Raw genomic sequence first — 20,580 nt, 5'->3', positions numbered from 1 at the left:
TTAATATTGTGAATTAAATAGCAGTGTCACTAAACACTATTAATAAACTTTTTTGGAATCCTATGAATTGCTGCGACACCAGATAATTAAAGATCTCCTGGCACAGCCGACCGAGAAAGTTGCGGATAGAGCGATTCACGCGTGGGAGCGGATGGCGATCCAGATTATTTCGATCGTCGGTGAAGATGGTTTCAATTCCCTTTACGCGAGAAGCCTCTTCCTGAGCCAAGCAAAATTTCCCTGGCTCGCGGCCAGTCCGCTGGCACCACAGATTGATCACCGGTTTGCAGGACTAAAAGTGAGCCTGGAAGGACAAGCGCCTGCGCAAGCTAGCGAAGCAATGAGCCCCGAAGTGTAAAATTAATTGTATAACGCGGTTCAACTTGCGCATGCCCTGCGCGAACACGGGAAACTGGAGCGCACGATTTTCACGCTCGACTGGCTTCAGGACCCCGATCTAGGGCGTCGCAGTCACGTGGGGCTCAACAAAGGCGAACAGCAAAATTCCCCACGCTGCTCCGTGTTTTTCAACCGCCTCGGAGAAATCCGTGACCGCTCTTATAAAAACCAGCGTTATCGGGCGAGCGGTCTAAATCTGCTGGTTGCCGCCATCATCCTGTGGAATACCGTGTACCTGCAGCGCGCATCGATCACCTCCAAAAGCAAGAATTTGGAACCCACTGACCTCGTGCACCTGTCACCGCTGGGCTGGGAACATATAAATCTGACGGGTGACTGCCACTGGGACGCCGAGCAATTGATGGCTCCAACGTGTCTTGCCCTCTATGAGCTGTTTTATCGTAAATCCCGAGGTCGGGCGAGCCGCGGCATGGAGTTCGGCAGCGGTGTACTCATCGGGCCGGGGCGCAAGACCATGGCGACTTATCGATGCTCTTCTGCGTACTTCCTTATCCAATCCTTTAATATCCTTATAATTTTTTGTCGAATAGCTCAACTCCCGTCCCTGCTACCATTGTCGGGATGGTAGGGGCTAGTATTCTTTGAGCAAGGAAGATGCCAAAGCATTCTCCAGACGCCGCTAATCGTTATGTCAGAGTTAAGCGGCGCATCATTCAAAACGCATGATTGCAAACGATCTACTTTTAACACTTTTGGCATACATAAGTATACAAAGCAACATTGACGTGCTATTATTTATAACATGCATGAGGCATGCCAATTCGAGTTACCCAACCAGAAAAGGACTGCCATGAGAAATATTTTTACAGCCTTATTTTTTTCATTGATATCATTTATTGCTTTTTCGAATCCAAGTATTGCTTCTGGAAAGGACTATCCGCTCTGCACATTAGGTGGATATTTTTCCGGATCAGGCGATAAATTTTTAAGTGAGCTAGCGCGAAATATTGCACAAAGAGGAAAGATTTTCGGCGACCCTATATGCAATGCGGCTTGGAAAAATGGTTATAAAGCTGGCGAAAATTTCTCCAAAACAGGAAGACCGCAAAACCATGCAGAGCAATTTGTCTTTCAGCAAGCTGCTGAATTCCGAGCACAGGTATCTAATCTATAATTTAGTGGAATATGGCGATCGGGAGCCCTTCCATTTTGGAAGCTGATGCTCTCAAGTCAACACCGTGCGTTATGCTTGATCGGATCAAGCTATCGATAAAATATCGAGGGTAAAAGGGAAGTACCTGGGAACGGACTACACGCTGGGCCGGTTTGTCCGCCCCAGCATGAAATCTTACGCAGATTGAATGTTTGATGCTTGCTTGCCCTTCGGACCTTGCGTAACCTCAAACGTTACTTTTTGACCTTCTTTGAGCGTCTTGAATCCGGACATCCCGATTGCCGAGAAGTGCGCGAATAAATCCTCACTGCCGTCATCAGGGGTAATGAAGCCAAAGCCTTTTGAATCATTGAACCATTTTACTGTACCAATTGCCATTTTCGCTTCCTATACATATCAGTTAAAAAAAGAGACCCCCGGTTTTCAGAGATGAGCACATTTTGACAATCTTTACGCGAGAAGTATGTTCGCTACCGTACCTACGAAAAATTCATGTTTACCCCCCATAAGTCCCTCCACAGAGGAGGGGAGACTTGCGTAGTCTTCCGGGCGATTGCTTGCCTCTGTACCTTCTAGGATCCATTGGTGGGTCGTGAGCGGATCGAACGCTCGACCTACGAATTAAGAGTCCATAATCCGCTATATTCCAAAGTTTTGCTTTCCGTTGTGTTAATAGTTGTTACCTTAGTAGCTGTAGGGAATCAATGACAAAGCGGAGATTTGCTGTGGGAGTACATTTACTTCATTGCACCTACACATGTAAGATGTCTCGCGAAATGGCGAACCGTTCGAATTTCCGCGACAGTAACTTCAGATACGAAACGGTCTGGCTCGTGGGCAGGAGGTAACGGGATCAGAATGGTTTTCTAATTTATTGCGTCGCTAAATCCCGACTGGACGAATCCTCCTCAAGTAAGCGAGATAACTTAAATGGCGGGTTTTGGGTTGTACAAAACCCCTAATAGCGGGGTATCGAAGTAAAAGCCGTGGTAATAAACGTGGTAACTGGGTAAATAGACAGCGCTTATGTCTAGACGGAGAGCTAATTTTAGACCTTAATGTGAAGGACACCCTCCGCAAAGGCGGTTTAGCGAAAGTCAGATTATGGATATTGTAGGCGGTGGGAAACAGGCCGAGGTGAAGGATCTTTGCCAGACGCAAGGCATCGCGGATGCCAAACTGCCAGTGGAAGTCGAAATATCGGGTTAGAAAAGGCCGCACAGCCGACAATAAGGAATTTCGAAACCGGGTATAAAACCGGGTACGGAATAGAGACGAAATTAATAAAGTCTAGTAAATAAGCGGTTCCTAAACAGCTTTTCCGGTTTAACGTCTTGTGGATTGCTCCGCACCTCAACGAACAACGAAATTCCCATATATCTTGAAAAGGTCAGGTTTTCTAGCCTCCATACATCCGCGTTGATCAAGCTCGTCGCGGTGGTCGGCGCTTTACACTTGCGGAAGCGCGGGAGGAAGAGAATTTGCGAACGCTTCGGCATCACCATACAACGCACGGTGCAGGAGCTTAATGGTAAGGCGTGGTTGGAACTGGATGAGGAAACACCCATGGCCCGGCAAGTGATGAGTTCCCTGTCTTTTGGGGAGCGGGTGGAAAGCCTGGTGCAACTGCGAGAAGCGATCAGTTATCATGCAGCCAATTCGGATGGATTGGCTGGTGTAGCCGCCGTTCGCCAGAGTATCGTCCAGCGAGGGAACGAGCTCTTCGTCCATTCGCCGCAGAAATCCGCTTCGTCATAACCACCTTGATCGAAGAGTGAGTAGAGCATAAGCTTGAGATAAAGCGAGGTTGCGACAATTGACCCGCCTTATAGCCTGTATGGTAGCGGCCGGGCTTAGGATCGGTATGCGTTGTGATCCCATCGTCATAGTCGCGTGAAGCTCCCCAGGTCATAGTATCAGTGACGCCCAACTCCCGAGGCGCCGCCAACAAAGGCACCCATGATGGAAGCACGTTCCTGAACGACGGCGTCGGACATTTCAGATCTCCTTATGTAGCACTCGGTTAATCTGGTTTCACGGCAAGATGACCTCTGCCCATCTTCAGGACATAATTAATCAGACTAAACGCATGGTTTCTGGTTTTGTTCTTTTCTGCAACAGAGCCAAATAAGGAATAATAATGAGGGGCAATCATACATACTTATTATCGGGGGACAAATGATAGTCAAACATGATTCTGTACGCCTTGCCATGATTGTTCTGACAATTTCTTGCTTAACTCTGGTTGCTGGTCCGGTGCTTGCTGCATCGACTGCCGGTACGCCATGGGAAACTCCGAATGAAAATTGGTGCCAAGTCACCTCCTTCTGGTCGGGTTGGATTCTTTTGATGGGTGTCGTAATTAGTGGCTTTACCTTGATATTTGACAGTGTAACCTCTCGGCGTATCCGCTTTGTCACAATCGGAGCTTGCGGACTTGCGTTGGCTAACATGATTACCTGTTTATTCCTCTAACCTAAGCGACTACTGGGTGACAGATTGGCCGTCACCGATGATCCTTTCATCGAGTCGAAAGAAGTGGTCGGCGGCTACTGGATGATCGAAGTGAAGTCCAAACAGGACGCCATCGACCAGGTATTTGAAATGTCAGACATCCCGGCCGAGGTTCAGCAAGCCGGTCAGGGCCGGTATAATTAGCGGGCGTAATAGAGGACGTAGCTGCTTTACTGTTTTTCGCACTAGCAATCTTCAGCAAAGCAGAAAGGCAGAAACGTCCCTTCGCTTTTACGAGGAGCCATGGCGGCTTAAGCGCCTTTTCTATTTCCTCAGGTTTGAGATCGCGGTTGTGGGTTGCCAGCATCCATTGATACCCGCCACGAAACCATCGCCGCATAATAAGCAAGGTAAACAAGGCCTGACAGGTGTCCGGTTCGCGATAATAGAAGGTATGGCATTACGTACTAAATCCACGATCGGCTAGTGTGGAAGAAGCGAATCCCTCTTCCTCCTGATTATTTCATTTCGCATTTCGTTGAATTGCTCCCGCATTTCATGTTCGATGAACACTTTTCCCACTATCTCAGGAATCCAGATCTTCGGGATGGCATCAGTACGATGAATCACGCGAGTTTGTCCGCCGTCCTCAATCAGATGGGTGGTCCCTTCCAATTTGCGCATGTTGCCACTGATCAGACTCGTCCGTATTTTATGGTAAGGGATCAATCTTACTTCCCTTGTTGATTCGAATGGAAAGTTAACAGGACCGTACGTAGCAGCGCCGCGCTGGAAAATCGTGAATGAGTCTGCAGAAGTACCGACCACCCTGCTTTCCTTCAAGTTGGAGACAAAATCAGCCATACGGTTGAAGTCGATGAGTACGTCCCAGACCTCCTGCCGGGTTGCTCGAACAGCAAAATTAAGGTCAATGATAATGTTTTCTCCGGACATGTTTACCCGAACTTCAATATCCCGACCCTCCAGCGCATCCGCTGACGACCATGCCGTAAACAGCGTTGACCACACGAATAGCAAGAAGGAAGCGTTTCTCATTGGCACACTCAAAAGCTGTATCCGGCTTACTTATTGTGGAATGGAAAGAAAAACTGAGTCTGCTATAAAATTATAAACAGATCCTCTGGTCTATGCGCCGCAGTTTTAAAAGTCCAAATTATGCGGGTGACTGGAACGAGCTGCCGTGGTTGGCTAGTGCAGGGAATAGATCGTTCTATGTGGGAGGGGAGGGGCAACTATCAAAATGCAAAGGCCGTGCTTGGCTTATGGACAGGGCGCGAATAATACGCGCCGGCCCTAAACTAAGGCGGCCCGTGACGATCCGATTATATGCGGCAGACACATCTGCCCGCAACCATCAACGACCATGGCCAAACGATAACATCCATAACCTCTTAAGAGATGTACCGCAGTGCAATAGTCATTCGTGTAAGATTCTGTAAGTTATGAGCAGTCGAAGGAATGTCCGTTACAACTCCTTAGATAACACGAATAGGTTTCCAAACGGGATCGGTGCGAGGTTGAACGCTGGAAATTAACATTCCTGGAAGGTCCGGAGCTGTTGGCTGATAGGATACTTGGACCTCTTTTCATAATAGGAATGTGGCACTAAGAGAAATTCCGACTTCAAAGAAGTCATTACCTTTTTACATCATTTGAACAATCCGCTGCTCAATCACCTAGAGTCCTCATATGAACAAAGCAATATTGATTCTCTGCGCAACACTCATATTAGCCGCCTGCGCCAGTCCCAGCCGCACTGTCCAGGAAGGTGTCAAAGATCCGGGCCCCCGCGTGGTGGCGAATCCCTTGCCGGAATCTGAAAGAATGACGCTAGGAATTGCCCGCTTCACCAATGAATCGATTTATGGCAGCGGCCTCTTTACGGATGCGTCTGGTGATCGTATCGGCAAGCAGGCAGCCGATCTTCTGGCACGGCACCTGATGGCAACCCAGCGTTTCAATGTGGTCGAGCGGCAGGATATCGGAAAGCTCGCAGCCGAAGCGGATCTCATGGGTTTGAGCAAAGAACAGTTCAAAGAGAATCTCAAGGGCGTGGATGCCCTGATCATGGGATCCGTTGCCGAACTGGGACGAGATACGACTGGCAATACCTGGCTTCTCGGCAAGAGCAAAACCCAGCGCGCCCGTGCGCGTGTGGTCCTGAGACTGGTTGATCCCAAGACGGGCCAGGTGTTTTATACACAGGAAGGTTCGGGAGAAGCTGACTTGTCATCCAGCAGTACGTTCGGGTTTGGGGGTGCCACCGGGTTCGACTCGACGCTGGAAGGCAAAGCCATCGATGCCGCAATTGTTAACATGATGCACAGCGTCATGACGACACTGGACTCGCGCCGCAACGTCAAACAATAGATGGCCATGGAGATCAGGCAGCCTCGCCTCACGGCCACGGCGAGGCAGGCGTTTCTCAACTGCTTCATGAGTGTGCTTGCATGCATGATGGTGGGTTGCGCCACGCCATCGATTTACTATTGGGGAAATTTTGAAGACGGTCTCCATGAGCGTTACATCACCCAGGACCAGGCACAAGCCGACGTCTACCTGTTTGAAACCATTAGGACCGCAGAGCAACAGAACTTAAGAGTTCCGCCCGGCGCCTATGCTGATTATGGTTTTCTGCTATTTAAACGGGGTGATCGGGAGGGAGCCATCGCCTACTTCGAGAAAGAAAAAAGGCTCTTTCCCGAATCCAGCGCCTTCATGACCAAGTTGATCGAACGCGTCAAACAAAAGGATGCTGAGACCAAGGAAAAAGGCAAACCCCAAGACAATGCGGGAGGAGCCCAGCCATGAGAAGCAGCGTAATCGCGGCAGTGTGCATCTTCGGCCTGCTTTCAGGTTGCGCGGTACAATCCGCAAAACCCGACTTGGCAGCAATTCATACTTACAAGCCCCGCTCGATACTGGTCGTGCCGGTACTCAACGACACCACCGAGATTAGCGCTTCGCCGGTTTTTATCTCGACCATCACCCGGCCTTTAGCCGAGCGCGGTTATTATGTTTTTCCTGTTTATTTGACTGAACTCGTCCTGCGAGATTTCGGATTAGTCGAAGCCGGGCATATTCATCAACTCGATACTCGACGTTTATATGAACTATTTGGCGCGGACGCAGCGCTATTCGTTACCATCAAGGACTGGAGCAGCAAGTATATTGTGATTGCCTCGACAGTCACTGTCGAGATGGACTATGTACTGAAGGATACCCGAACCGGCACGACATTGTGGCAGGCGACTGAGGAGGTGTCCCAGGGTTCCGGCGCTGCTGCCGGAGTGGGATTGATAGGAATGGCCGTTGCTGCGGCAATGAACGCGATGGTTACGGACTATCAGCCACTGGCGCGACAGGCAAACAATCAAGTATTCCTACCCCCTAAAGGATTACCGGCGGGCCCCTATCATGAGGAGTATGGAAGAGATCAGGACAAATTTTAGATGAGAAGAACCTTGGTAACGCCAACTCTGGGAAGGGGAATTCGGCTGGGTCACAGGCCCAATGTCTACACCTGCTAGCAGGCATTAATGACAGATTCGCTCAAATGGTGTCGCCATCAGTCGCGTAATTCTAGCCGCTTCATTTGGATATATGTTGTTCAGTGCAACGAAGCATGGATTTACCGAGGAAGGTCATGTTCATTACTTCCTTGACGACTGATGGAGAGAGGCGCCTTAAAAACCGATGATTGAGTGTGGCAGCTATTACATTGCCTGACGTAATTCCAGACGCGTTCCATAATACCCAGCAGATGGCTTGGGTACCCAAACTTTGACAGGCTAGGACGCCTACAGCATGTTTTCGGAATTTATCAGCTCTGACGCCGGTACATCAAGAGTTTCGGCCAACCGACAAATATTGAGCAATGCGATATTTCGCTGCCCGCGCTCAATCCCGCCTAGTTAGCTGCGGGCCAGTTCACTCTCAAGAGCGAGCTGTTCCTGCGACCAGCCGCGTTTTTTGCGTGACTTTGTATTCCTGGACACTAGCTGTGTGGTTTCTTTCTGCTGGATATCGGCCCACTCTTGGAGTGGAGACCTAAGCAATTGGATGGAGCCAGCCTTCGGGACGCGTCCAGGCAATAGTGATCCAACTATTTTAAGCAGGAAAACTCAGCCGAAAACCAGTTTCGCAAGGGTCAAATATTGGTCTTGCTCATAAACGTAGTTCTCTGAGTTCAGCCGCCACGTAGTCACGGCCTTAAACCCGTACTGTTGCATTTGTTGATGGGCATTATCGGCTGTCTGAAAGCCTGCCTCGAGCTTAGCGCCATAGGCGAAAGCATCAGGCTTGATGCCGAAGTCAATAAATGCGCTGGGCAGAAAAGTGCTGGAATACATCTGAAACGCGATGATATCGAAATGATTGTTTACAGTTTCTGGGTCCAGATTGTCCTGGGTCGCGGGACCCATTGTCAGCAACATTCCCTCGGCTTTCAGTGCCGGGCCGACGGCGGAAAATGTTGCCTTGAACTGGGCTTGCGTGGTGTCGGTGCTCAAATAATCCCATTCCCAATCGATGTCGAAACCGTCAAGGTTGTAGTGCTTCAGATAGGTCACGACGTTCTTGGCGAATGCCTTTGCTGAGGTTTGGTCAGGATTTGCTGGGTCGGAATATATTTGCGCAATCAGGCGCTGTTTTCCGTAAAGTAACGTCAACAAGACCCTGACCTTCGGGTTGGCCTTCTTTGCGTCACGAACAATCCATTCCATATAGTCCTGATTAGTAGGTACGCTGCCATCTGGGCTAGCTGGATGGGTGACCTTGTCAAGAAACATCGTGTAGCTGCTGCCGTCACCGGCTGGAATGGTATTAGCGCTAGTGGGTACAATATCCACGAAGCAAAGGCTGATCATATCTGAGCACTGATAAATGTCTTTTTTGATCATGCGCTGAAACTGGCTTGAGGGGTCATTATAATTTGTGCCAGAAGGCTGATCCTCGTTGAGGAAAATCCAAGCGCTGTTCATGGGGGGAAGCTTGGATGCGAAGGGCGGCTGGTCGGATTTTTGCATTGAAAATCTCTGTAATGAGTTAATTGGAGTCAGTGTAGAAACCTACTGCCCCGCTAAGGATTCCCGACTTGCATAAGGTTGATGATTCTGGAAGAACCCAAGAATACCTGTCATACACAAACTAATCGCATAATGAGATATAACTCCGCCTTACCTTTTCCCTAAGGAGCTCTTTTAGTTTCTTTGTTTCGGATGCGCTTCGCATTGAGGAAACCCCAAACAAAGTCTGTTTGCATGACCAGCATTTTTGGTCCACCGTTGATATCGTTGTAAAACCAGAACTGATTAGGAATGCCATGATGACTGCGCCGATAACCAAAGCTGGTCATACTGCGTTCGAATACTGAGAGTGGAGGAGGACTATTAACTGTTTCCGCCGCCGCACCTGCCCTTGAGTGACAACTGATACAGCTAGAGCCATCCATAAAACCCGCCTCGGTAACCGAATTACCCAATAGCGTCGATTGGCCAATTGAGTTGACAAACTCGACCTGAGACCCCTTGAGGCGGTAATTACGCCAAGCTTTATCCTCAGAATCAGGCTCAACCTGACTGGTGCTGCCGCCGCTACCGATACTCAATTTAACAAGCAGTTCATTCCATTCCGGGCGGATCTTCTCCGGAGGATAAGTTTTTCCAGAATCGAACACCGTACTGTCGGCATTCAACCGATCGGAACGTTGATTTGGTTTGACATAATTGGCTGAGGTACCCGCCGGGCGTTTTTCGTCACCACTCGCATACCCGTAAGCGTCATTGCAGCCGGTGATGTCACAACGACCTGGCAAGTTTATGTGCTCAAAGGTGGTCCACACCCAATTGGGAATGTCTTTAGAGGAAATGTGGAATGCCACCAAGTGATGGATGCCCTCAAAATTGCAGTGTAAATCTTCGTTGTCTTTTTGGGGGCTGATGCCGAGCGCTGTCAGATTAATATCTGTTTGTAATTGTTTGCTAATGTACAAGTTGGGGTCATTCGGAAATCCCAAAGCTTTGGCAAGATTTTGGTGCAACCAGTTACTCTTGATCATCACTGCATCAGGTGGTAAATCCACGCGGTAAAGTGAGCCTGGTTTCCCATTCTTGGATGATTGATTAGCACGACGATAGGGTGCTTCCTCCTGCAGATTTTTCTGGTTAGCGGCGAACACTTCTAACACACCATCGGCGTTGTATAAATTGTTCGCGAAGAGGTAATCATGAAATTCTCGGTTACGAACCGTCAACTCAGCATTGGTCTGACGGATGACTCTGCCAATACTTTCCGCATCGGTTGGGTTAAATTTCTTAATAATTTCTGCTACCTGATTCATTGAGCACGCAAGAGTCTCAGTAGCTGGCTCCTTCATAGATTTGAGTTTAACAAAGCGGCTAAGAGGAGTAAGCGAGTCGTGGAATGGCAAACGGGTATTACGTCGCAGAGCGGGATCACGAGCTAACTTATGTGCATCTTCGGTCAGTGCATCAGTAAGGCTCTTGAGTTTAGTAGCGTACTGAGTACCTGGGTATACTGGACAATGATCCAGGTCGTTGTTAGCTGATCCGGGTCTGCAACAGCCATCTTTATCGGGTGATTGGTCAGTTTTACATAGTGCATAAGGCTGGTCTGGCCAGTTGTTTGTTTCGTCAGCCCAGTTTGACCAGAATTTACCTAGGATCGCCTCAGCAAATAGTTTCCATGAGAACATATCTGGACAGAGCATAGCAGCGTTACTCAATGCCTTGCCGGTACGGCTGTTGATGGGAACCAGATCTCCGTTCGCAACAGTCATTGAACAGTATTCAGCATCTTTAATGGTGGCCTGAAAATATGAGATCCGATCTATAGCAGGATCGAGTTTTTCATCCGCATGCGCAGCTAGCAGCGGCGCGCTTAAGATAATACAGATTAGGGCACGAGACATTAACCTAAAACCGGCGATCATAGTGTTTTTCCTATTTTTCTTGTTTCACTCAAAAGAGAATAGTAAATATCAAACTTAACTTTTCATTAAGAAAATAAATCACTAATAGGTTGGCTTCCCTCGGCTTGAGCGAAACTGGGTTACCTTTTAAATAACCCGCCCTTCGGAATAATTCGGATATTCATACATCATGCCTTGGTCCTCATGACCGAGGATATGACAATGAAGAACTAAAACCCGATATATTGCTCATATTGGGTATTGTCGGAGATATATTGATGGAAAAATAGCTGTAAGAACTTACAGGTTGTTGAGCTTGAATAAGCGCGTAATATTTATTCGGTCCTGACTGCAATCTAGTGCAGCATAATTAAATCGGAGCATAAGAATAATGCCATCAACATCGGACGACGCGGAAATCTCACTTCCTAAAGATCAGTATGCTCACGAGGGCGCACCCACGGAGTGGTGGTGGCACACCGGCTCTCTCCTCGCCGAGGATGGGCGCAAATTTGGTTTCGAGATCAATGCGACCGGCGAAACACCCTATGGCTTCACCCAGATAGAAATCACCGATGTGGAGAGCCAGTTTCACTATCAGAAAGTCAACTTTGTTGCAGCGTTGCCTCCCGACTGGGCAGAATCGGATATTACAAAACGTTGGTACGTGAACCTCGGCGGATCTATCGAGAAGCGGGAAGATGGCGCTATATCGATGCAGGCCATCGATAGCAATCCACTGAATATGAATGTTGAGACAACTTTTGTAGATGCTGCAACCCATACACCGTGCGAACTTAATCTCCAACTTTGCCAGGAAGGCCCTCCCCTTCTTGTCTGGGGAACAGGCTGCAGAGAGGTCAAACCAGATGGCACGACACCGCTCACAAGGAATAACTACTACTATTCCCTCACTCGGCTTAAAGCCTCAGGCTTCCTTACGATCGGAGCGGAGAAATTTGCGGTCACGGGACTCACTTGGATGGATCACGAGTACGGCTTCTTTCCTAAAGGTGCGCCCGTAATATGGGTGTTACAGGATATGCAATTGAGCAATGGTGTACACCTATCGAATTTTACAAATGTCGGCATCAAGCCTGTAGAAAACGTAAAGATGGACTCAACTGCTACTCTATTGTGGCCTGACGGGAAAAGCATATATGTAGACACTGTCACCACACCACTCGGCTCGCCTTTTATAAGCCAGAAAAACGTTGAGTATTACTTACAATTTCAAGTTGAGATCAGTAACCCCGAGTTGAAAGCATCATTTGTGGTGACGAGCTTGATGCCGGACCAATTATTTATAGACCCCGCCGGATCGGACGTATATGAGGGTGTCGCAAGCTGCGAGGGCGAGTTTAACCACACTGTAGTCTCAGGCACAGCTTGGATTGAACAAAGTCTTGGTCTTGGAAAGCCTTTGTAGGCCATTAGGGAGGTCCGGCCTGGTGCGCGGGAAAAATCGGGGCTTGCGCGGCGCTATTTATGTGATCATCTACATCAATCCCTTTCAGCAACCCGGACCCCGGTACAGCAACAGCATCACCGTTCCGCTACCGAGGTTAAGTAAAGCGATCATGTTTGACTTTTTTGGAGCCTTCTTTCGCAAAGGCATTGAACTGAAGAGCTAAATCCTCTCCGAAGTGCTTACCTGACCTGCTCCTCATAATTAGCTACACAGCATGGTAGAATCCTGGTTTGCAAATGGGTGTTGGGCCGCAAATTCGGCTGGCGTGTTATTGCCAAGCGAGCTATGCGGTCTTGTTGAATTGTAATCCTTTCGCCATGCCTCGATCAGAACGCGGGCTTCATGTAAGGTTGAGAACCAATGGTCATTCAGGCACTCATCCTGGAATCACGGTCTACCTGCTAGCGATCCGTCATTGCCGTCAGCTTTCGTTTGATTTCGAAGGATTCTGGTAAGCCAACCGTGGGGAGCCGGTTTGATTCGGATTATAAACTCCCCATCCGCTATGCTCTCATGCCTATGATTTTAATACGCCGTCGTAGCCATACTTCCCCTTGTAATCTCAATTGCAGTCCATATATCCGGTAAAACCAAGTGGTTGAGGTATAATCCTGTTTCTTTCAAATTCCGCTTTGCTGGAGGTTGCCATGCCGATTTATGAATACCGCTGTGGGTCTTGTGGATTTGAAAAAGAATATCTGCAGAAAGTGAACGACGCGCCGGTTGCGGTTTGTCCCGCGTGCGGCAGCAATGTTTATACGAAACTTATTTCCGCCGCGGGTTTTCAGTTGAAGGGCAGTGGCTGGTATGCGACCGATTTCAAGAATGGAGCGAAGCCAAAACCCAAACCCGATGCAGAAACTGCTGCGGCTACAAAGAGCGAAACCACCAGTACAACCGCACCTGCCGCCGGCGCTGCGAGTCCGGCTTGCGCCACTGATTGAATCCCAGGCGCAGATATCTCCCAATAATGAAACGTTATTTCGTCACCGGACTCCTTATCTGGGTACCTCTCGGCATCACCGCCTGGGCGTTGAATTTTCTGATTGGCACCATGGATCAGTCGTTGCTTCTATTACCGAGCAGGCTTCATCCCGAAGCCCTGGTGGGTTTTCATATTCCCGGTGTCGGCACGGTGCTGACGTTGCTGGTGGTATTTATCACTGGCTTGTTGACGACCAATATTATCGGCCAGCGACTGGTGTTATTCTGGGAAGGCGTGTTATGGCGCATCCCGGTGGTGAAATCGATTTATTATGGTGTCAAGCAAGTCAGTGACACGTTATTTTCAAGTCAGGGTGAGGCTTTCCGTAAGGCACTACTGGTGCAATATCCACGTGAGGGTTCATGGACCATCGCGTTCATGACCGGCTCCCCAGGCGGTGATGTGGTCAATCACCTCAAGGGGGAGTATGTGAGCGTATATGTGCCGACCACGCCCAATCCCACTTCCGGATTTTTCCTGATGATGCCCAAAAGCGATGTGATAGAACTCGATATGAGCGTGGATACGGCGCTCAAATACATTATTTCCATGGGTGTCGTAATACCTAGCAACGGCAAAAAACCCGGCCAGTCACAAGCCGTATTGCTGCATGGCAACAGCTCCGCCAGTCCCGCCAGCTCCACAGCAAGCGACAAATCCTGATTCCTATTTTTCTCTGATCTTCCGACACGTTATGCGCACCAACTACTGCGGCCTCATTGATTCCAAATATCTGAACCAGATGGTCACTCTTTACGGCTGGGTGCATCGTCGCCGCGATCACGGTGGTGTTATTTTTATTGATATGCGTGATCGCGAGGGTCTGGTGCAAGTGGTGTGTGACCCGGACAATGTGACGGCTTTCCAAAGTGCGGAAAAGATTCGTAATGAGTTCGTGCTGAAGATTACCGGCACGGTGCGGCATCGCCCTGCTGGTACGGCTAATCCTAATCTCGTCAGTGGTGAAATTGAAGTGCTGGTACAGTCCATCGAGATCCTCAACGCTTCACTGACGCCACCGTTCCTGATGGACGATGAGAATCTCAGCGAAGCTGTGCGTCTGGAACACCGCTATCTCGATCTGCGGCGCCCTCAGATGCAGGCAAATTTGCGTTTGCGCTACAAGGTGGCAATGGCGGTTCGTGTATTTCTCGACCAGCACGGTTTTATCGATATCGAGACGCCGATGCTGACAAAATCGACACCGGAGGGTGCGCGCGACTATCTTGTGCCCTCGCGCGTCAATATCGGGCATTTCTTTGCGTTGCCGCAGTCGCCGCAACTATTCAAACAATTACTGATGATTGCGGGGTTCGATCGTTATTATCAGATCACCAAATGTTTTCGTGACGAAGATTTGCGCGCGGATCGCCAGCCTGAGTTCACGCAGATTGATATCGAAACCTCTTTTTTGAATGAAACTCAAATCATGGTACTGATGGAAGAGATGATTTGTGGTTTGTTCAAAAGCGTAATGAATATTGATCTTCCGAACCCTTTTCCGCGCTTGACATACGCTGAGGCCATGTCCCGGTACGGCTCCGATAAGCCCGATCTGCGCGTGCCGCTGGTTCTGACCGAGCTCACCGACGTAATGAAGGATGTGGAATTCAAAGTCTTTCGCGAAGCGGCACAAAAACCGGGCGGGCGTGTGGCGGCACTGCGGGTACCAGCCGGTGGGGAATTGTCGCGCAAGGAGATAGACGACTACACCAGTTTTGTGGCGATATATGGTGCGAAAGGGCTTGCCTACGTTAAAGTTAATACGCTGGAGAAAGGCCTTGAAGGCCTGCAATCACCGATACTTAAATTCCTGCCGGAGACGGTGATAAAAGTCATCCTGGAGCGTACGGATGCAAAAGATGGCGATCTCATATTCTTTGGCGCGGACAAGGCCCATGTGGTGAATGAGGCGCTGGGTGCGTTGCGGGCCAAGGCCGGGCACGACCGGGGGCTTGCGGAAGCTGGATGGAAACCCTTGTGGGTAATCGATTTCCCCATGTTCGAGCATGATGACGAAGAAAATCGCTGGAAAGCCCTGCACCACCCCTTTACTTCGCCCGCCGATGGTCACGAAGACTTGCTGGAAACCGATCCTGGAAAAGCGTTATCCAAGGCATATGACATGGTGTTGAATGGATCGGAGATTGGTGGCGGCTCGGTGCGTATTCATCGCCAGGAAGTGCAATCGAAGGTATTTCGTGCCTTGAATATTGGAGCCGAAGAGGCGCATGAAAAATTCGGTTTTCTGCTGGAAGCATTGCAATATGGCGCACCGCCCCATGGTGGTATCGCATTCGGTCTTGACCGTGTCGTTACCATGATGACGGGTGAAGAGTCGATCCGTGATGTGATAGCCTTTCCCAAGACGCAGCGCGCCCAATGTCTGCTGACCCACGCACCCAGCGGGGTGGGTGAGAAGCAGTTGCGGGAACTGCATATCAAGTTGCGGCACGTGGAAGCGCTAAAAAGTTAGGAGCTAAGGGTAAAGGTTAAACTGTGGCATCCGGACAGCAGGAGCTATCCTGCCGGAGTATGCTTGAATCTCTGCTTCCGGGGTGAAAATGTATAAAATCCCGATTTCCGTTCTGGTGGTGATCCATACGCCCGATATGCAGATACTGCTGCTGGAGCGAGCCGATCATCCGGGGTATTGGCAGTCAGTGACGGGTAGCCGGAATCCGGGTGAGACACTTGTGCAAACGGCAGTGCGGGAAGTGGCTGAAGAGACGGGACTGGATGCAACCCGCTACCCGTTAGCCGATTGCAACATTCAGAATGAATATGAAATTTATGAGGAATGGCGCTGGCGTTACGCACCGGAAGTGACGCGCAACACCGAGCATGTTTTCGCCTTGTTACTGCCCGAACCCATTCCCGTCTCGGTGGCTGCACGAGAGCATTTGAATTTTGTATGGCTACCTTGGCGAGAGGCGGCGGAGAAGGTTTTTTCTTCCAGTAATGCGGAGGCGATACGAAAGCTGGCCGCGGATAGATGCGGCGGGAAAGGTTAGGAAGAGAAAGAGAGGGAAACAGGAATCCGGTAGAACCGATAGCCAATATGCCGGTCTTATAGGGTTCGATGTATTTCCGATGGGTAAAGAAAAAATGGGAGTAGCCATGCAAGCAGAAGCCATTGCTTTTGAACGTTATGACACCTTGCAGGACGATGATTGCGAGCAACGCATCATTGAGGCCAAAGCCGCGCTGGGAAAGCGGTCGGTCATACTTGCGCACCATTATCAGCGGGCGGATGTATACAAGCATGCCGATCTCACCGGTGATTCCCTGAAGCTTTCACGCCTCGCTGCCGCAACGGATGCGGACTACCTGGTGTTCTGCGGTGTGCATTTCATGGCTGAGGTAGCCGATATTCTGTCCAAGCCGGAGCAGATCGCCATCCTTCCCGACCTGGCTGCCGGTTGTTCAATGGCTGATATGGCTAACCTTTCCAAGGTGGAAAGAGCGTGGCGCGAATTGATGGAAGTGCTTGAGCCTGATGAGACAATCACGCCTGTGACATATATCAATTCCGCCGCCGACCTGAAGGCCTTCTGTGGCGAGCATGGCGGTATCGTTTGCACCTCCAGCAACGCTGTCAAGATTTTGCAGTGGTCTTTTTCCCGGCGCGAGAAGGTGCTATTTTTTCCGGACCAGCATTTGGGACGTTGGAGCGGTCACAAGCTGGGGATTCCGCTTGACGAAATGCTGGTATGGGATTTTGACGAGCCGATGGGGGGACTAACCCCGGAACAAATCAGGAAAGCCAAGATCCTGTTATGGAAGGGACATTGCTCGGTACACCAGATGTTCCAGCCGCAGCACATACTGCGCTTTCGCAACCAGTACCCCGATGGAAAAGTCATCTCACATCCGGAATGCAGTTTTGAGGTATGCAAGAATTCTGATTTCGTCGGCTCCACCGAGTACATTATTAATACCATCCGCGATGCGGAAAAGGGAACTCGTTGGCTGGTTGGTACGGAGCTGAATCTGGTTGGCCGCATCGCCGAGGAATTCAAGCCAGAAGGAAAAATAGTGCAGTTCATGGCGCCGACGATATGCATGTGCTCCACCATGGCTCGCATCGATCCACAGCATCTGGCCTGGACGCTGGAAAATCTTGTGGCAGGAAAAGTGGTGAATCAGATCAAAGTACCGATGGCCGAAGCAGCACTTGCGAAGCTTGCATTGGAACGGATGCTGGAGGCTTCATAGAGAAATGGACTCGGATAGTCTATCAGGCGGTTCTCCAAGCCTACGCGAGTGCGGGCAGTCAGTTTGCGGCCATTTCTCCGCCGTTTTTATCACTGCGCGGCGCTCACGGACCCAACTATGGATTTCTCGCAACCTGCCTCGCCATTATTTCGCGTCCTGATGGATTATCTGGGATGAGAAAGCGTCATTTTTCACTGGTTGACGGGAAGCAAGTGTTTCCGCGCGACACCGATACTAAACCCCCGGACAATCTTCCGAGCTAAGCCTGTCGTTCATCACATGCCCGATAAGCTGCATATCGCCACTTATAATATTCATAAAGGTTTCTCGCATTTCAAGCGGCACATGACGGTGCACCAACTGCGCGAGAATTTGCGGGCTCTCGATGCCGATATCATTTTTCTGCAGGAAGTGGTCGGTCAGCATACAGGGCATGCGGCCCGTTTCGAGAACTGGCCGTGCGGTCCCCAGCATGAGTTTCTGGCCGATTCGGTCTGGTCAGATTTTGCCTATGGAAAAAATGCGGTATACGATGAAGGGCATCACGGCAATGCGATTCTAAGCCGTTACCCGATCATGAGTTGGGATAACATGGACGTTTCCGCGCATCGTTTCGAGAGCCGTGGTTTGCTTCATTGCGAAATGGGTATTCCAGGCTGGCCGGAGAATCTGCATTGCATATGTGTGCATCTGGGGCTATTCAAGCGCGGGCAATCAAAACAATTACAGGCATTGGAACAGCATATTGAAGAGGTGGTGCCCCAGCAGGCGCCGCTAATCATCGCCGGAGACTTCAATGATTGGCGTGAAATGGCGAGCCGGATTCTGGTTAAACGGCTGCACCTGAGCGAAGCCTTCGAGATGATGGGAGGGAGAGCGGCGCGCAGCTTCCCCTCCGTTTTGCCTTTGTTTCGTCTCGATCGTATCTATGTGCGCGGTTTTCACGTAGAGCACGCGCAGGTGCATCGAGGCCGCCCCTGGTCCAAAATCTCCGATCACGCAATTCTATCGGCACGGATGATTCGTAGATGACACCGAACGATCATGATCAGATTGTTGTTGCCGCCGCTCTGCTAAGGGCCGGCGGGATAGTGGCTTTCCCGACGGAAACGGTCTACGGGCTTGGCGCAGATGCTTCTAATCTTTCCGCAGTACGACGGGTATTTGAAATCAAAAAAAGGCCTGTCGATCATCCGCTGATCGTTCATTTTGCCGATTCATCCCGATTGCACCACTGGGCGCGCGAGATACCGGAACAGGCTTGGCAACTGGCTGAATACTTTTGGCCGGGACCCCTGACATTGATATTGCCTCGCAGTCGCCACGTGTCTGAAAATGTAACAGGGGGCCAGGACACCGTTGGACTCCGGGTGCCGGATCATCCCGTCGCGCTGGCCTTGTTGAATGCATTGGGACCGGAAGGAGCCCTTGCCGCTCCTTCAGCCAATCGTTTTGGGCGGTTGAGTCCCACCACGGCAGCCCATGTGCGCGAGGAGCTGGGTGACGCTGTCGATATGGTTCTGGACGGTGGGGCATGCAAGGTTGGCCTGGAAAGTACAATTGTCGGCTTTAACAATCAAACCGCCCTCGTATTGCGGCCGGGAGGCATTTCCCTGGAAGCGTTGGAGGAAGTGTTGGGCAGCAAGGTTGTCGCGACTGGAAGGAAGAAGCAAGCCGTGCGTGTACCGGGCTCCCTCGCCTCCCACTATGCCCCGGATACGCCGCTCGAGCTTTGGCCCACGGAGTCCTTATGGCGGCGTGCCATCGAATTGGAGGCGGAAGGATTGCGCATGGCAATAATGACATGGTCAGGTCAGAATCCTGAGCAGCCGGAAAGAAAAAATTGGACCCATTTAGCCATGCCCGCGGAACCTCAAGTTTACGGTAGCCGGTTGTATGCAACCTTGCGCCGATTAGATCATGAGCATTTCGATCGCTTATTGATCGAAACGCCTCCCGATGACCCTGCCTGGATAGCTATTGCGGATCGGTTGCAGCGTGCTGCGAGTTGCATTCCGGATTCTGAGGTTAAAATTGATGATTGCGCTCCATCGCAAGAGGACAGGAATATAAATGAAGTCGTATAGAGAGGGAAATAACCCCATTCGCGCGGTACTGTTTGACGTTGATGGTACGCTGGCTGATACTGAGCGGGATGGTCATCGCCTCGCTTTCAATGCCGCGTTTCAAGAACTGGGTCTTGACTGGGAATGGGATGTGGCGCTTTATGGAGAGTTGCTGGCCATCACCGGCGGCAAAGAGCGTATTCGTCATTATTTGGAGAAATATGCGCCTGCCGAATTGAACAGGGCTGAACTGGATAGCTGGATTGCCGGTTTGCACAAAGCTAAAACGAGACACTATGTGGCCTTGCTTGAACGCGGGGAGACACCATTGCGCCCGGGTGTCGCCCGCTTGATCCACCAGTTGCGTGAAGCCAAAATAAAAATTGCCATTGCCACCACTACTACGCCGGAAAACGTAACATCCTTGTTAAAATCCACCTTGGGAGAAGATTCTCCCGGCTGGTTTGACGTCATCGGCGCGGGCGATATCGTTCCCGGGAAAAAACCTGAGCCGGATATCTACCACTGGGTATTGGAACGGCTGGGGCTGCCGGCAGAGCAATGTATCGCAGTGGAGGATTCTGAAAACGGACTGAGAGCATCACTTGCAGCAGGCCTGGATACCGTGGTTACGGTCAATGAGTATACCCGCCTGCAGGATTTCACGGGCGCAGCGGTAGTGTTGTCGGATCTGGGCGAACCAACGCAGCCATTTACTGTATTCGAGGGAAATGTCGATAGTGGCGGATGGGTGGATACGGAGCTGCTGGCAAAGCTGAAAGCTCAGCGTGGGGTACTCGCGGAGTAATACGCTCAATCGATTCATCAGTTGCAAATTGCAATTGGAATCGTCATATGGAAAAGGTAGTATTGGCATGTTCTTACCCTAACAATCTCTGA

The 20,580-nt window shown here is 50.2% G+C and carries 22 protein-coding genes and 2 pseudogenes; 18 read left to right on the top strand and 6 right to left on the bottom strand.

What is annotated here, in order from left to right:
• Positions 1–67 precede the first annotated feature (67 nt).
• The 3 genes and pseudogenes from BLO43_RS07615 to BLO43_RS07605 all read left to right on the top strand — a co-directional run bounded on the left by BLO43_RS07615 (position 68) and on the right by BLO43_RS07605 (position 1,534).
• Positions 68–358: a hypothetical protein gene (locus BLO43_RS07615; RefSeq protein ID WP_175443892.1), complete on the top strand. Its 291-nt coding sequence runs from the start codon at positions 68–70 to the stop codon at positions 356–358.
• A gap of 24 nt (positions 359–382) precedes the next feature.
• A pseudogene (locus BLO43_RS07610) lies at positions 383–736 on the top strand (Tn3 family transposase); the annotation flags it as partial.
• Between the two features lie 474 nt (positions 737–1,210).
• Positions 1,211–1,534 (top strand): hypothetical protein, encoded by a 324-nt coding sequence (locus tag BLO43_RS07605; RefSeq protein ID WP_090906709.1) that lies wholly within the window; start codon positions 1,211–1,213, stop codon positions 1,532–1,534.
• A 174-nt stretch (positions 1,535–1,708) separates the two neighbouring features.
• Here the strand turns inward: BLO43_RS07605 and BLO43_RS07600 are convergent, their stop codons facing one another.
• Positions 1,709–1,912: a cold-shock protein gene (locus tag BLO43_RS07600; protein ID WP_090878060.1), complete on the bottom strand. Its 204-nt coding sequence runs from the start codon at positions 1,910–1,912 to the stop codon at positions 1,709–1,711.
• A gap of 1,041 nt (positions 1,913–2,953) precedes the next feature.
• Between BLO43_RS07600 and BLO43_RS07595 the strand changes: the two genes are divergently transcribed.
• The 3 genes from BLO43_RS07595 (at position 2,954) to BLO43_RS07585 (ending at position 4,192) form a co-directional block, all read left to right on the top strand.
• Positions 2,954–3,292, top strand: a complete 339-nt coding sequence (locus tag BLO43_RS07595) for a DNA polymerase Y subunit UmuC family protein (RefSeq protein ID WP_090906567.1) — start codon at positions 2,954–2,956, stop codon at positions 3,290–3,292.
• A gap of 420 nt (positions 3,293–3,712) precedes the next feature.
• Entirely contained in the window at positions 3,713–4,009 is a 297-nt protein-coding gene (locus tag BLO43_RS17245; protein ID WP_090906566.1) for a TrbC/VirB2 family protein, read from the top strand.
• Positions 4,010–4,033: 24 nt separating this feature from the next.
• Complete coding sequence (locus tag BLO43_RS07585; RefSeq protein ID WP_217628044.1) at positions 4,034–4,192, top strand: YciI family protein; 159 nt, start codon at positions 4,034–4,036, stop codon at positions 4,190–4,192.
• Between the two features lie 279 nt (positions 4,193–4,471).
• Here BLO43_RS07585 and BLO43_RS07580 read toward each other — a convergent pair whose 3' ends face one another.
• A complete protein-coding gene (locus BLO43_RS07580; RefSeq protein ID WP_254773381.1) occupies positions 4,472–5,044 on the bottom strand; it encodes an SRPBCC family protein in 573 nt (190 codons plus the stop codon).
• A 654-nt stretch (positions 5,045–5,698) separates the two neighbouring features.
• On the opposite strand from BLO43_RS07580, the gene BLO43_RS07575 reads away from it, so the two are divergent.
• Genes BLO43_RS07575 through BLO43_RS07565 form a run of 3 tightly spaced genes read left to right on the top strand, consistent with a single transcriptional unit; the run spans position 5,699 to position 7,461 of the window.
• Positions 5,699–6,379, top strand: a complete 681-nt coding sequence (locus tag BLO43_RS07575) for a CsgG/HfaB family protein (RefSeq protein WP_090906564.1) — start codon at positions 5,699–5,701, stop codon at positions 6,377–6,379.
• Positions 6,380–6,820 (top strand): DUF4810 domain-containing protein, encoded by a 441-nt coding sequence (locus BLO43_RS07570; protein WP_217628043.1) that lies wholly within the window; start codon positions 6,380–6,382, stop codon positions 6,818–6,820.
• On the top strand, positions 6,817–7,461 hold the full coding sequence (locus BLO43_RS07565) for a DUF799 domain-containing protein (RefSeq protein WP_090906563.1): 645 nt from the start codon (positions 6,817–6,819) through the stop codon (positions 7,459–7,461). The genes BLO43_RS07570 and BLO43_RS07565 overlap by 4 nt, the downstream gene beginning before the upstream one ends.
• Before the next feature lie 672 nt (positions 7,462–8,133).
• Here the strand turns inward: BLO43_RS07565 and BLO43_RS07555 are convergent.
• From BLO43_RS07555 to BLO43_RS17240, 3 genes are all read right to left on the bottom strand, one after another.
• A complete protein-coding gene (locus BLO43_RS07555) occupies positions 8,134–9,036 on the bottom strand; it encodes a glycosyl hydrolase family 18 protein (RefSeq protein ID WP_090906562.1) in 903 nt (300 codons plus the stop codon).
• 161 nt (positions 9,037–9,197) lie between these two features.
• Positions 9,198–10,961: a hypothetical protein gene (locus tag BLO43_RS07550; RefSeq protein ID WP_139149253.1), complete on the bottom strand. Its 1,764-nt coding sequence runs from the start codon at positions 10,959–10,961 to the stop codon at positions 9,198–9,200.
• Positions 10,962–11,087: 126 nt separating this feature from the next.
• Entirely contained in the window at positions 11,088–11,186 is a 99-nt protein-coding gene (locus tag BLO43_RS17240; protein ID WP_139149256.1) for a multicopper oxidase domain-containing protein, read from the bottom strand.
• 145 nt (positions 11,187–11,331) lie between these two features.
• Here BLO43_RS17240 and BLO43_RS07545 point away from each other — a divergent pair, with 145 nt between their 5' ends.
• Complete coding sequence (locus tag BLO43_RS07545; RefSeq protein ID WP_090906560.1) at positions 11,332–12,369, top strand: lipocalin-like domain-containing protein; 1,038 nt, start codon at positions 11,332–11,334, stop codon at positions 12,367–12,369.
• A 243-nt stretch (positions 12,370–12,612) separates the two neighbouring features.
• Here BLO43_RS07545 and BLO43_RS07535 read toward each other — a convergent pair.
• Positions 12,613–12,810: pseudogene (locus BLO43_RS07535) on the bottom strand (transposase); the annotation flags it as partial.
• Between the two features lie 248 nt (positions 12,811–13,058).
• On the opposite strand from BLO43_RS07535, the gene BLO43_RS07530 reads away from it, so the two are divergent.
• From BLO43_RS07530 to BLO43_RS07495, 8 genes are all read left to right on the top strand, one after another.
• Positions 13,059–13,355, top strand: coding sequence for an FmdB family zinc ribbon protein (locus BLO43_RS07530; protein WP_090906558.1), 297 nt, complete (start codon positions 13,059–13,061; stop codon positions 13,353–13,355).
• Positions 13,356–13,381: 26 nt separating this feature from the next.
• Positions 13,382–14,059: a DUF502 domain-containing protein gene (locus BLO43_RS07525; protein WP_074631257.1), complete on the top strand. Its 678-nt coding sequence runs from the start codon at positions 13,382–13,384 to the stop codon at positions 14,057–14,059.
• A 31-nt stretch (positions 14,060–14,090) separates the two neighbouring features.
• Positions 14,091–15,872: an aspartate--tRNA ligase gene (gene aspS, locus BLO43_RS07520; protein ID WP_090906557.1), complete on the top strand. Its 1,782-nt coding sequence runs from the start codon at positions 14,091–14,093 to the stop codon at positions 15,870–15,872.
• A gap of 88 nt (positions 15,873–15,960) precedes the next feature.
• A complete protein-coding gene (nudB, locus tag BLO43_RS07515; protein WP_090906556.1) occupies positions 15,961–16,410 on the top strand; it encodes a dihydroneopterin triphosphate diphosphatase in 450 nt (149 codons plus the stop codon).
• A 106-nt stretch (positions 16,411–16,516) separates the two neighbouring features.
• A complete protein-coding gene (nadA, locus tag BLO43_RS07510) occupies positions 16,517–17,614 on the top strand; it encodes a quinolinate synthase NadA (RefSeq protein ID WP_074631265.1) in 1,098 nt (365 codons plus the stop codon).
• A gap of 279 nt (positions 17,615–17,893) precedes the next feature.
• The gene (locus BLO43_RS07505; protein WP_090906555.1) at positions 17,894–18,646 is read left to right on the top strand and encodes an endonuclease/exonuclease/phosphatase family protein; all 753 of its coding nucleotides are present in this window, start codon (positions 17,894–17,896) and stop codon (positions 18,644–18,646) included.
• A complete protein-coding gene (locus tag BLO43_RS07500; protein WP_090906554.1) occupies positions 18,643–19,701 on the top strand; it encodes an L-threonylcarbamoyladenylate synthase in 1,059 nt (352 codons plus the stop codon). Before BLO43_RS07505 ends, BLO43_RS07500 begins: the two co-directional genes overlap by 4 nt.
• Entirely contained in the window at positions 19,688–20,488 is an 801-nt protein-coding gene (locus tag BLO43_RS07495; protein WP_090906553.1) for an HAD family hydrolase, read from the top strand. Before BLO43_RS07500 ends, BLO43_RS07495 begins: the two co-directional genes overlap by 14 nt.
• Positions 20,489–20,580 lie beyond the last annotated feature (92 nt).

The organism is Nitrosospira sp. Nsp13 (assembly GCF_900101945.1).
Lineage (GTDB): Bacteria > Pseudomonadota > Gammaproteobacteria > Burkholderiales > Nitrosomonadaceae > Nitrosospira > Nitrosospira multiformis_D.
This window is presented reverse-complemented; position numbering and strand designations above follow the sequence as displayed.

Bases quoted from the DNA above. Each gene is read 5' to 3' on its own strand.
- BLO43_RS07575 (WP_090906564.1), top strand. From the start codon at position 5,699: ATGAACAAAGCAATATTGATTCTCTGCGCAACACTCATATTAGCCGCC.
- nadA (WP_074631265.1), top strand. From the start codon at position 16,517: ATGCAAGCAGAAGCCATTGCTTTTGAACGTTATGACACCTTGCAGGAC.
- BLO43_RS07565 (WP_090906563.1), top strand. From the start codon at position 6,817: ATGAGAAGCAGCGTAATCGCGGCAGTGTGCATCTTCGGCCTGCTTTCA.
- BLO43_RS07570 (WP_217628043.1), top strand. From the start codon at position 6,380: ATGGCCATGGAGATCAGGCAGCCTCGCCTCACGGCCACGGCGAGGCAG.
- BLO43_RS07605 (WP_090906709.1), top strand. From the start codon at position 1,211: ATGAGAAATATTTTTACAGCCTTATTTTTTTCATTGATATCATTTATT.
- aspS (WP_090906557.1), top strand. From the start codon at position 14,091: ATGCGCACCAACTACTGCGGCCTCATTGATTCCAAATATCTGAACCAG.
- BLO43_RS07555 (WP_090906562.1), bottom strand. From the start codon at position 9,036: ATGCAAAAATCCGACCAGCCGCCCTTCGCATCCAAGCTTCCCCCCATG.
- BLO43_RS07580 (WP_254773381.1), bottom strand. From the start codon at position 5,044: ATGAGAAACGCTTCCTTCTTGCTATTCGTGTGGTCAACGCTGTTTACG.
- BLO43_RS17245 (WP_090906566.1), top strand. From the start codon at position 3,713: ATGATAGTCAAACATGATTCTGTACGCCTTGCCATGATTGTTCTGACA.
- BLO43_RS07495 (WP_090906553.1), top strand. From the start codon at position 19,688: ATGAAGTCGTATAGAGAGGGAAATAACCCCATTCGCGCGGTACTGTTT.
- BLO43_RS07545 (WP_090906560.1), top strand. From the start codon at position 11,332: ATGCCATCAACATCGGACGACGCGGAAATCTCACTTCCTAAAGATCAG.
- nudB (WP_090906556.1), top strand. From the start codon at position 15,961: ATGTATAAAATCCCGATTTCCGTTCTGGTGGTGATCCATACGCCCGAT.
- BLO43_RS07505 (WP_090906555.1), top strand. From the start codon at position 17,894: ATGCCCGATAAGCTGCATATCGCCACTTATAATATTCATAAAGGTTTC.
- BLO43_RS07600 (WP_090878060.1), bottom strand. From the start codon at position 1,912: ATGGCAATTGGTACAGTAAAATGGTTCAATGATTCAAAAGGCTTTGGC.
- BLO43_RS07500 (WP_090906554.1), top strand. From the start codon at position 18,643: ATGACACCGAACGATCATGATCAGATTGTTGTTGCCGCCGCTCTGCTA.
- BLO43_RS07530 (WP_090906558.1), top strand. From the start codon at position 13,059: ATGCCGATTTATGAATACCGCTGTGGGTCTTGTGGATTTGAAAAAGAA.
- BLO43_RS07525 (WP_074631257.1), top strand. From the start codon at position 13,382: ATGAAACGTTATTTCGTCACCGGACTCCTTATCTGGGTACCTCTCGGC.
- BLO43_RS07550 (WP_139149253.1), bottom strand. From the start codon at position 10,961: ATGATCGCCGGTTTTAGGTTAATGTCTCGTGCCCTAATCTGTATTATC.